The 12108-nt window shown below is 34.2% G+C and carries 8 protein-coding genes and 1 pseudogene; 1 reads left to right on the top strand and 8 read right to left on the bottom strand.

Features of this window, described 5'->3' with window-relative positions; translation table 11 throughout:
- The 3 genes from Q0W26_RS09600 to Q0W26_RS09590 form a co-directional block, all read right to left on the bottom strand.
- The coding region (locus tag Q0W26_RS09600; protein ID WP_298524486.1) for a hypothetical protein at window positions 1-428 on the bottom strand (428 nt) is incomplete at its 3' end.
- A 174-nt stretch (window positions 429-602) separates the two neighbouring features.
- Window positions 603-1424: a DUF4013 domain-containing protein gene (locus Q0W26_RS09595; protein WP_298524483.1), complete on the bottom strand. Its 822-nt coding sequence runs from the start codon at window positions 1422-1424 to the stop codon at window positions 603-605.
- A gap of 64 nt (window positions 1425-1488) precedes the next feature.
- Window positions 1489-2322, bottom strand: coding sequence for a DUF4013 domain-containing protein (locus Q0W26_RS09590; protein ID WP_298524480.1), 834 nt, complete (start codon window positions 2320-2322; stop codon window positions 1489-1491).
- 320 nt (window positions 2323-2642) lie between these two features.
- On the opposite strand from Q0W26_RS09590, the pseudogene Q0W26_RS09585 reads away from it, so the two are divergent.
- Window positions 2643-3209 (top strand): annotated as a pseudogene (locus Q0W26_RS09585) (TMEM175 family protein).
- 65 nt (window positions 3210-3274) lie between these two features.
- On the opposite strand, the gene Q0W26_RS09580 reads toward Q0W26_RS09585, so the two are convergent.
- The 5 genes from Q0W26_RS09580 to Q0W26_RS09560 form a co-directional block, all read right to left on the bottom strand.
- A complete protein-coding gene (locus Q0W26_RS09580) occupies window positions 3275-5134 on the bottom strand; it encodes a histidine kinase dimerization/phosphoacceptor domain -containing protein (RefSeq protein WP_298524477.1) in 1860 nt (619 codons plus the stop codon).
- A 151-nt stretch (window positions 5135-5285) separates the two neighbouring features.
- Window positions 5286-7556 (bottom strand): ABC transporter permease, encoded by a 2271-nt coding sequence (locus tag Q0W26_RS09575; RefSeq protein WP_298524474.1) that lies wholly within the window; start codon window positions 7554-7556, stop codon window positions 5286-5288.
- Between the two features lie 24 nt (window positions 7557-7580).
- Window positions 7581-10811: a non-ribosomal peptide synthetase gene (locus tag Q0W26_RS09570; protein WP_298524471.1), complete on the bottom strand. Its 3231-nt coding sequence runs from the start codon at window positions 10809-10811 to the stop codon at window positions 7581-7583.
- 8 nt (window positions 10812-10819) lie between these two features.
- Entirely contained in the window at window positions 10820-11110 is a 291-nt protein-coding gene (locus Q0W26_RS09565) for a heparan-alpha-glucosaminide N-acetyltransferase domain-containing protein (protein ID WP_298524469.1), read from the bottom strand.
- Window positions 11111-11153: 43 nt separating this feature from the next.
- The coding region (locus Q0W26_RS09560; RefSeq protein ID WP_342765345.1) for a bile acid:sodium symporter family protein at window positions 11154-12108 on the bottom strand (955 nt) is incomplete at its 5' end.

Raw genomic sequence — 12108 nt, 5'->3', positions numbered from 1 at the left:
TGATCATTTGATGCGACCAAGACAATACAGTCATCCTTTGTATAAACGAAAACATAGTCATTGTCTTCAAATTCAACGAAACCACCTATATCATTAATAGTGGTTTGGTTAGTAAAACTACTTAAAATATCATCGTTTGAATCTGAAGAATTATACTTATAGACAAATAGTCCCACTTCGGTTTTATCTTTTGAGTATACTTTTCCATCGAAGTTATATCCTTCATCGATGAATCCTTCAACTATATTAAAAGTATTTGTAGAATCTTCCTTATAACCTGCAGGAATGTTAAAATCCACTCCTTCAATTGTTACAGTTTGGTTTTCACCGCCCATACCAAAAAGGCCACCTAAATCCAAGGCAGACACTGCACTGATACTTGTTACAACAATCAGCAATGCAAATATTGTAAATATTTTTTTGTTCATAATCTATCACCTATACCATTTATTCTGATTTTGATGATAAATAAAAATTAGGATTAGTATAACAAGTGTTCTGTCAATGAACAAAATTATAATAATGTTCAAAATCATCTTTTATAATTATTCCCATGATGAAATTGAACTGGTTGAATCTCCATGATTTGTTTTTACTCAACATCAAACTATATCTGAGTATAATAATCCAAGAGCTCTATAAGTAAATAATGCTAAGTATGGCACTATTAGGATATTAAGAATTGATAAAACAAATAAATGGTCGAAAATTAATGTTAAACCGAATTCAATACATGTAACAATCACGAAAATTACTAGGGACAGCAATAGTAACTTGTGAATCCCAATTCTTTTTATGTCTTTTGCTGCCGCATAAAGATTTAAGGCTTTCTTTAGACTGCCTGTATGTGCCAATCTTGCTTCGGACATGGCCTGGAAGAATGAAAAGATTAAAAACACTATCATACCTAAGGAAAATGTAAGGGCTGTAGAGAAAAATAATGGGACTGATGACATATATATTGCATCTGCAACAGTAGCCTCTCCCATAATAACAGCCGGAGCCTGTGAAAGTATTGCCTGAGCAATATCGAGAAGGTTGCCGAAGACATTTGTAATTAATGCTAAAAATACAATGACAAATATAGGAACTATAAAGTAGAATATTGTGATGATGATTTTGCTAACACCCATACCCCAACTGTCATACCATTTAAAATCGGGAAAGTAGTCTTCCATTTCAACCCCAGTTTTAATACATTGGATTGATATCCTACGGGTAATAACTCCTATTATTAATGCAATCAGAATATATATTCCACCAATCACCAAATTCCAAAGATTAAAAATTCCGAACAGGAGCGTCACTGCTCCTTCAAAGGAAAATGCTGCGGATAACACTAACAAAATAGCATAAATCGACAATGTTTCTACGTTTTTTGATGGAAATACAAATGCATTCTTAATTATTTCTGTTATGTCCATATTAACATCCTTTAAACATTTATTTCACTTATTAATAATATATTAAAAAAATTATATTTAAATTTTAAGCTATATCCGAGTACAATAATCCAAACGCCCTTTGAGTAACTAATAAAAAGTAAGGGGTTATTATAATGCAAAAGGTTGATAATAAAAATGGATAGTTGCCTAAGACCATTGCTAACAACAATTCAATGGCAATAATAATTACAAGAACCAATAAGACCACTATGATTGCCCTGCCTATACCCATTCTTCTTATGTCTTTTGCTGTTTCATAAATATTCAACGCTTCTTTTAAACTGCCTGTATTTGCCAATCTTGCTTCAGCTATGAATCTGAGGAATGCAAAGATTACAAATAAGACTAAAGCGACAGTAATAGTAATAGCTAAAGAAGTCAGAAAATCGTTTAGCACAATAAATAATGAGATAACTGCAATGTCTACAGAACCGTCCATAATGTAAACATTGAACAGCTGCAAAAGAAATTCACGACCAACATCTATGGCGCTGCCAAAAAGATTTGTATCGCCGGCCACTAGCGCAACAAGTATTGCCGGAATAGAAAAGTAAACCAATAAGACAGCGAAATTATCAAAACCTGTCATAAAATCGTTGAACAATTCAAAACGTGGAACTTCATCATCATGATCAATTCCGGATTTAGCAACCTTGATGTGATAACCTTCGATTATAATTCCGATTAGGGCGGCAATTACAATATAGATTCCGCCGGTAAGATAATTTTCAGCATCAAGGATTCCGAATGAATATGTTAAAAATCCTCCAGAAGCGAACAATACTATAAGCACTGACAAAAGAAGGTAAATTGCATATCGTCCAGTGTGTCTTGATGGAAATTGAAAAGCATCCTTGATTATTTCTGTCATTTTCATATGAATCCCCTCCGGAAAATGTTATTATAAGCTTCACTATCGAGTATAATGGACATTAATTTATCCCTTGACATTTTTAACACCAATTCCAAAAAAATAATATAGTATTAATTATATGACTTAAGGATATAAATAGTTTTAGTGAAAGCATAGCTTTAAAATATGGGCCATTTGAGCTATTTGAACCTCAAGATTAAAGAAGCCTAAAAATTTTTGCACAAAAAAGTTAAAATTTAAATTATAATCTAATCATTGGAAACTTATTTTATGTATAAACCCATAATTAATTATTAACATACTTTACTTAGGTGGAATTAAATATGAACATAGATAAAGATAGACTGATAGCTTTTACTGATGCTATTATAGCAATAGCTTCAACAATTATGGTTTTGGAACTGGTGAATCCGCATGTTCCAACCATTGAGGGAGTGGTTCAGCAATAGCCCATATTTATGGCTTATTTGAACAGTTTTGCAATAATCTATCTTGTTTGGTATAAGCACAACAATCTATTCCACAAATTTGAAAATGTTTCCATGAACATATTTTACATAAACGGAGCATGGCTGTTCTTTTTAACTTTAGTGCCTTTTGCTACTGGTTGGATTGGAGAATTTCCTTTCAGCCCAATACCTGAAAGCTCATATGCACTCATATTATTGCTGTGGACATTATCCTTTGAAATACTTGATATGCAAATAACAAAGGAAAATCCAAGCCTAAAACGTGATTATTACCATGAACCTAAAATTAGGATATTTAATTATATTGGTTTCATAATAGCAATGATTTTGGCTTTCATTGAACCCATACTATGCTTAACAATAATCTTTTTTATATCAGTTATCAACCTAATATTCATAAGAAGAAAAAATAATGAGTAACAGGAATTACCATTCGCATACATTAATGAGTAAAGACCATCAGTAATTTTAACCGTTAATGTCACCTAGAATGATTCTCTCTCAGTAAATACTATTTTTATACATGCCCCGTCGTCATAGGTGTATCCTATCTCACCATCAATCTGTTTTGTGAGGTTATGGATAACTGTCAAACCCAAACTGGTGGGATTGTCAAAATCAACACTATCAGGTATTCCAACACCACTGTCACGGTATTCAACTTCAATTTTCTTGTCAATCCGTCCGATTCTTATTTCCACTTTACCCTGAGTGCCGTCAGGGAATGCATATTTTACAGTGTTGTTTATCAGTTCATTAATTATTAAACCAAGCGATTTTGCCTGTTTGGAATTTAATTTTATATCGTCCACTTTTGATATGTACTGTATTTTTGATGAGTAGATATCAAATAGCGATTCAACAATTGAATCGATATATCCTTTTAATTCTATGTCAGCTAAATTTTCTGATTGATATATCTTCTCATGCATCACACTGACTGATTTGAGATGTGATTTGGTATCATCAATAATTTCCTTAAGAGGAATATGAGTATGCTCTTCCATGCGTATGAGTGACAGCAGAATGTTTAAGCTGTTTTTTATGTTATGATGAGCTTCCTTGATTTGGACATCCTTGTTCTTGATAATTTCATTCTTTTCGATTATCTGTTTTTTCAGCGCATTGGCATATGCCGCTTCTTCTGTAATGTCCTGGTGTGATGAAACATAACCTTGAGCATTACCTTTTGAATCATAAATACGTTTAATATAATGTCTAATATATCTGATATTAAGCTTCAGTGTCATTATACTTGTTGTGAATTCCACTTCGGAATTTACAGGACTAAGTGAATCTATCATTGAATCATACAGCTGCAAATCTTCGCCCAGCATGAACTCTCTTACGGTCTGCGTATTGAATGGAAATGATCTGCTTTCATCCTCAATGACATCATAGAAGTTATCGGAAACAACGAATTTATCAGGGTATATTCCGTAGGATATGATTGTTTTTGAATGTTTGGCTAAACTTTCAAAAGAATCTTTCAGCTGAGTCTTTGAATCCCTACTGGATTCTATCCTATTTTTAGCTATTTCCTGCTGTGTCAAATCCTTAATTTTTATCAGAACTGCAGGTCTATTGTCATAGGTAATGTATGAGCCTTCTGCATTTAAGAAAAATCTTATACTGCCATCATCATTATATGATGTGAGAGGAACCTTATATGAAACTTTTTTCTGCTGTGAGAGAAGTTTAATTTCTTTTTTAACCCGTTCGCGAGCCTCAGGTGACATACCATTAAGACTATATTCGGAACCCAACATTTGGTCTCTTGTTTTATGAACATATCTCGCATAGTTTTCATTCAATTCAACAAATTTACCTCCCTGCAATATAGCAACACCCAATTTTTCATCATTTAATGTGTTGTCCCTATACCTTTTAACTTCAGTCTTGTCTTCATTAATTGTTACAACCGCATCCCCCATCCTAAAGACACGAAAATCAAGATATTTCAATAATTTTCCATCATCATTCATATATTTGACTATTCCAGACTTCTTTTCACCAGTCCTATACACTTCCTGAAACATTTTCACATAATGGTTTTCTTCATCTTCACGCCCAACCGTATGGGATACCAATGAACCAATCCTGAAGTTATTGTCCCCCTCCGTGAAATATTCTAAATGATTAAAGTATTTCAGATAAAAATCTTCACCGTCATTGTATGGCAATAAAACAAAAATCTCTTCGCCCATATTACTTAGAAACTCTATATATTCCTCTTTCATTTGAGGAACATCATTTATAACGTATTCATCCTCTATCGATTCTAGTCTTTTAACCCTGATTTCAAAAAGCTTTTCATTATCATAAGTAAAATACGCTATCTTCATAACACAAATCTCCCTAATTTATCAACAGTGCTTACATTAAAACATTTTATAGATTATAATTTATATGCTTTTCATTGATTAGTGATTAATCGAACGATTATTAACAAATGATATTAATCCATTACATTTGCGAATTCCCATATCTCATTAACTATTCAATGCTTTTTAGGGATTCGACAATATTCAATTTCTTGATTTTGCTTGAAAACATCAGGTTCACGACAATTGACAATGTAAATATTATTGCAGCAGTCAATAAAACATTTGTAACAGTTAATGAAGGAATTAAGTAAAACGCATCTCCTGAAGACTGCCACATCAATCCCAGAATGTATAAACCTAAAGGTATTCCCAATATAAATCCGATAACAGTAAAGAACAGGTTCTGTGTCAATAGCAACCTTCTTAAGTCATTGCTTTTGAATCCAAATACCTTAAGGGTTGAAATTTCCCTTTCAATTTCAGTAAATGACAGCAATCCCAGATTATACAATACAACGATTGCTAAAACGCAAGCAAAGAATGTCAGCACGTAAATTATAAGCCACATTGTCTCAGTTATATTGTCCCAGTTATCTTCAATGTCATCTATTGAATTGATTGTTTTAATTCCTTCAAATGTTTTATTCACATGTTCAGAGGTTATGATGCTTGTAGGAGTGTAATTCAAACCCAATTTCTCCAATTTATCAGGAGACATAATAATTCCTTGTGATATTGGATCTGCATGGATTCTATCGATTTTTGTTTTAACCCATTTATTTGAGCCCATAATATGCCATTTAACCGTATCGCCAACACCTATCCCCAGCATGTCAGCCATCTTATGTGAAATTGAAACTTCATCATCTTTAAGTTCCATTTTATTCCAATCATCATCGGTTGGCGTTATTAAAGGAGTATCATCTAAAACAAGAAGCGAACCCGATTTTTTCAGGGTGTCAGATTCAATTTCAACGCTTCCTTCCATTATTTTACTGCCATTTACTTCACCAGCCACATTGTCAATTTGTGATGTTAAAGCATCTCCCTCAATCACAAGTTTTGAGTCATAATGGTTAATCTGATTGTATTCCCATTCTTTTACATCATTTAATCCATCATACAATCCGAATGCGCCAACCAAAAGTGCACTGCAACCCATAACTCCTATGATAGTCATCAATCCCCGTAACTTATTTCTTTTAGCATCCCGGTAATTCCATCGGACATTAAATGACAATCTCCTCCAAATCTTTAGTTTTTCAATGAATCCTGAAGTGGATACCTTAGGTGCTTTTGGCCTTATTGCATCTGATGGCTTTTCATTTGAAATGCTTGAAACGGTGAAGTATGAAACTGAAAGCGAAAACAGGACTATTAACACCATAACAAATGCAAAATTCATGCTCCATGCAGGACTCCATATCGGAAGTTGATATGACCTAATCATTGACGGGTAAAAGAGCTGAGGCAATATCATTGGCCCTAAAATCAAACCCAAAAACGATCCAATCAGAACAATCCAAAAGCCATATGATACATAATGCAGTGTCAATGTTTTGTTTCTAAATCCACTGGCTTTTAATATGCCTATTTGATTGCGTTGATGTGCTATTATCCTTGTCATTGTTGTTAAAAGGATTAGCATTGAAATTATAATGAATACTACTGGAAAAATGTCCGCCATCATTTTGTGTTTTGTAATTTCCTGTGAAAATTGATTGACGCTTGGATGATTTGACCTGTCCACAAATGAATTGTAATAGCCATTCAAACGATAATCCACTAATTTCCCAAAAGTTTCTCCATCACCATCAAACTTAACATTCAATACATTATAAGGAACCGTATCCTCTGGAAATGCCTTATAGGACAAGTAGGCAAAGCCGAATTTGTTATGCTCCGGGCTTAATGAAAATGATGACACCTGGTAAACATATTCTGGCGAATATCCCAAACCCCTAATTTCTTTTTCGATTTCATAACCCTCAGATTCAAAACTGATGTTATCTCCAACTTCAAGGCCATTGGCATCAGCAAAACCCTTGTCAAGCCATACACCATTGGAATCATTAATGTCTAAAGGTTCACCTTCAATTAAATAGAACTTGGATATCGTATTGTTTTCAACAAAATGCAGCATTATTTCAGGGTTGTTTTCAAAGTCCGCTGTAGAATCAACCACCAACTGCCTTTCCATCTGAGTAGTTGGGCCTAAAATGTTTACCTGCTCCAAAAACAAATCATTCAAGTAAGGTGAATAAATCCAGCCATCGGCCAAGTTCGTATCTTCGTAAAAATTGCCTACATTGACCTCAAGACCTACACATTCACTTCCGATGCCTGCAAAAAGAAACATCCCTAAAAATGCCATTAAAAATATGGACAGAAATTGGGTTTTGTGTTTCATTATATCTCTTATCATCTTTTTTGCAAGCATTTTTTCACCTTATAATTCTCAAAACTATTTTAAAACAGTGCTTAAATTGAAATGTATGTCTATGTTAATAATATTTGATAATATTGATATATAAGTATCTTTGAAATCTTCAATCATCTTATTGGAATATTTATTTGAATTTGTGATTATTAATCTGTAATTTTCGCCGTATTGGTAAATTTCAACGAGGAATTCAGTTATGCTATCATCATAGGAATTTAGGATATTGCTCACAATCTCCTCAGGGTCAATATCCCCAATACTCTCAACATTACCAAAGTCATCTGCAATCCAATTCGGTACAAACTGGAATAGGGTGTTAACCTCAAAATTATACTTCTGATAAAGCAACAGAATCGGATAATAGCTATGCCTTGAAATTCCATAGACTGCATCGGCCATATCTTTCATGAACAAATCAATGCTTCTGTCTGTACAGTCTGCAAGCAACGGCATTACATTGGAGATCATTCCTATGAAATTTCCGTTGAATCTATCACGCCCATTTTCAATCATTGTAAACAAGACTTTATCACCATCAACAAATTGGGATAGCGCATATGCAAATACACTGGTGAACAGCACATTTTCACTAATTCCCACATTATTTAAAAATGATTTAAATGCAACTTTATCAAATTCCAAATCATATGATGATGTAGAGTACCCTCCAGATGAATTGTCTTCAACCAAAATACCGACATCATCAATATCAGATAGTATCGGCTCATAAAATTCAGCTGCCTCATCGAATTTTTCAGTGTTTTTTATTTGATGTGTTAAAGCCGAGGCTTTCAAGAAAGTATCGTCTAACTCAAGACTGCCTCCATCAAGAAGAGTCTTGAAATCATGTGCAAATACTCCTGCCGAAGTGGCATCAAAGATAAGGTGATGAATCAGATATAATAAATAATATGAATCTTCCAATTCAACAATCATGAACTTGGACAACTTACTATAAATATCGAAACTTTCACCAAAGAAATTTATGATAACATCCTTATCAGCATTTGATTTCACTGAAATCGGAGGTTTATCCCCTTTTATCAGATAAGGATATTCTCCTTTAAACAACATTATAATTGTTCTAAGCATATTATAAAGACCGCCGACATTTAATCCATAAGTTCTGATTAGATCCGCAATATCTTTTATTCCGAATTTTTTGGCTGTTGTTATTAAATCGTTAAGCACATCCAAGTAACTTACATCAGCATCAGCATTCACTTCATAAATATCACTTAAGCGCATGCTCAAAATAGGATGAACATCTAAAAACTTATCCAATGAATTACGTATCTTTTCAAGACCATATTCCTTAGGAATAGGAATATATCCTGGTATGTGATAAGCGTTCCTTTTATTATAAACTGTCACATCGGCTAATACGTTAATCTGTGCTGAATTCAATGGACAACCACTTTCCAAAGTATAAAGATCCAAATCAAAAGATAAATCAGGCATATTCTTTGCAATTGCTTCAGGAGTACGGAAAGCAAAAATATCCGCCATGGTAACTTCATTGGCCCCAATATAAGACAACAGATTGATTGCAGTTAATGAATCCCCACCCAAACGAATAAAATCATCATAAATACTAACATTTTCCAATCCCAATGCCTTTTCAAAGGCCTCAACAATTGCCTTTTCATTTTCGTCTCTCGGAGCAACATACTCTGCATGTAAATTACTTAAATCAACATCTGGCAAGGCACGCTTGTCAACTTTGCCATTGACATTCAAAGGAATTTCATCCAAACCAATCACAAAGGATGGAACCATATATTCAGGTTTATGTTTAGAGACATATTCCCGAACATAATTGGTCAAATCATTTCCTCTAAAGTCTTCAGATAATACGATATATGCAACTAGTTCATTGTTTCCATCATTTGCAATGGTCTGCACTGTAACATCTTCGATATCGTCCATGCTCCTTATTGCTGATTCAACTTCAGTAAGCTCTACACGGTTTCCTCTGATTTTAACTTGGCTGTCTCGACGACCAACAATTCCCGAGGTGCCGTCCGCTAAGAATCTAACCATGTCTCCTGTAGCATAAATCCAACCATAACCCTCTTCATCATCAAATGGATTATCAAAAAATGACTTGTTATTTTCTTCGCTTCGATTCAAATAGCCTGGAGTCAATTGATATCCTGACAAATATAATTCACCCACAGCACCTAAAGGCACACGGCGAAGCTCATTGTCAAGCACATATCCTTTGACATTGCTGATGAATCTTCCTATGCTTGAGTGGTGAATACGCCTGTTTGCAAATATGCTTGTCGATATTGCCAGGTTTTCTGAAGGACCATATGATTCAAATGGGCCGATGGAATCCTGTGCATTCAACTCACCAAGCTTCATTCCAGCAAAACATAAAAATTTGATAGTGGTTTTCATGCCTCTTTCTGCAAACAACTTGCCCACATGGGTTGTAATGAATGTATGAGTACATCCATGTTCAACATAATAATCATTTAATGCTTTCAAATCATACCTTATGTCTTCCGGAACAACATATAATGAACCTCCACTAATGACTGGAGGGTATAATGCTAACGTATGCATGTCAAACACATAAGAGCAGTGCATACCATAAACATCACTGGAAGTGAAACAGGTTTCATCCACATACCATGATGCAAAGTTGCTTATTGCTTTTCTGGTAACTAACACGCCTTTTGGAATGCCTGTAGTGCCGCTTGTATATAAAACACAGGCAACATCATCTTCATCAACATCTACACTATTCAAATGATTTGAAGTTGAAATATCCTCTGAAAAGACTCCTCCCCATAACTTTGAGGAAACAAAAAAGTATATTAAAGAAACAATCATTAAAATTGGCCAAAACTTAAAGAATTCACTTTTATTCTTAGCTCTGATGAAGTATTGTCCCAAAATGCATCCTGCAATTGGGAAAATGAACCAATTGAATAAAGGAAAAGCACCAAAACCACCCTTTGCTCCAATAAAGTGTGCGAAAAATAAATTCAAAACTGGAACGCCAAAATCAATGCCCCTTAAAAATGTCCCTATAATGGACAGCACAACCGCAACAACAACTAGCTTCTTATTTGAAAGTTCAAACTTCTTTAGAATTCCCATCAAAACAAAAGCCATGCCTGCAAATGCCAGAACATCAACACAAAAGAGCAATAATCCTCCCGCTAGAGGAAAAGGACTGGTATCGATACCAAGAGATCCGGCAAGAAAATGAGGTATGAAAAACTCAAAAACATTCACCAGAACACCTAAAAGTATAATTTCACACCCCTTTTAATCATGGTGTCCCATTGACTGTGCCTTGAGTATACCACACCAACTCCCATACAGAACATGAAGATAACTGCAGCATAGGGCCTTCCCAACACATTACCAATCACAAAATTATAGGTAGGGCTCACACCGGCATTATACCCCTGAACAACCATGAGAGTATGCAAAAAAATAATGAAGATAATTGCCAATGCCTTGGCAATATCCAACTCGACTTGCCTGCCCACATTAACATTTTCATCCGAAAATAAATCTGAAATATTCATAATAATATATGTATATTTAAAATAATATATAGACATTCATGTTTTAGGACTGATATTTTCTGAATACATATGCAAGAATTGACCCTACAAAATTCTGAAAGACAGAATAAAGCGCTCCGGGAACTGTTGCCTGGGACAAGTTTGGAAAATGGGTTTTTGCAAGGCTGGTTGACAAACCCGAATTTTGAAATGCCAATTCAATAGCTACTGTAATTATCTGTTTTCTGTCCATTCCTGCAAGATATCCAATTACAAATCCAAGTAACATTGCAAGGAAATATTGTAAGGTAATAACAATGAGTATTATTACAGATGAAGTTAAAATAGCTTGTTTATTTGCTCCAATCACTCCTGCAACAATTAAACAAATCACAATTGATGATATTGTAGGCAAATAATCTTTTAATTTTTCACAAAAGTTAGGGAATTTGTAATTCAGAATCAAACCTATAATAATTGGGACAATCACTATTTCAATAATTGAAATGAACATATCAACCGGATTGAATTGAATTTGATTTCCTATTAACAATAACGTGATTATTGGAGTTAATATTGGTGAAATCACAGTAGAAACTGCAGTCAAAGAAACAGACAATGCCACATCTCCCTTTGCAAGAAAAGTAATAACATCAGATGCAGTTCCTCCAGGAACAGTTCCAACAAGAATGAGTCCAGCTGTCAAAGCAGTATCAAGAGAAAATGCGCTTGCAAGAGTTAATGCCATAAGAGGCATTATGATATATTGTGCAGAAATTCCAACTGTAATTGCCTTAGGATTTTTGAACACATTAATAAAGTCATCCACTTTCAATGTGGTTCCCATTGTAAATAGAACAATACTTAAAAGTAAATTGATAATGTTGATGCCGTTATAGTTACTTAAAACCCATTTAAATGAATTTGGATAAACTAGAGAAATAACTACTGCGATCAATATTACTTTGAACCTCCCCGCCCTGTAGAGGGCGGGGATTCGCAAACCAAAAAATATATTG

This window comes from uncultured Methanobrevibacter sp. (assembly GCF_947169325.1).
Classification (GTDB): Archaea; Methanobacteriota; Methanobacteria; order Methanobacteriales; family Methanobacteriaceae; genus Methanocatella.
Note: the sequence above shows the minus strand (reverse complement) of the source record. Positions and strands in the feature narration are given on the sequence as shown.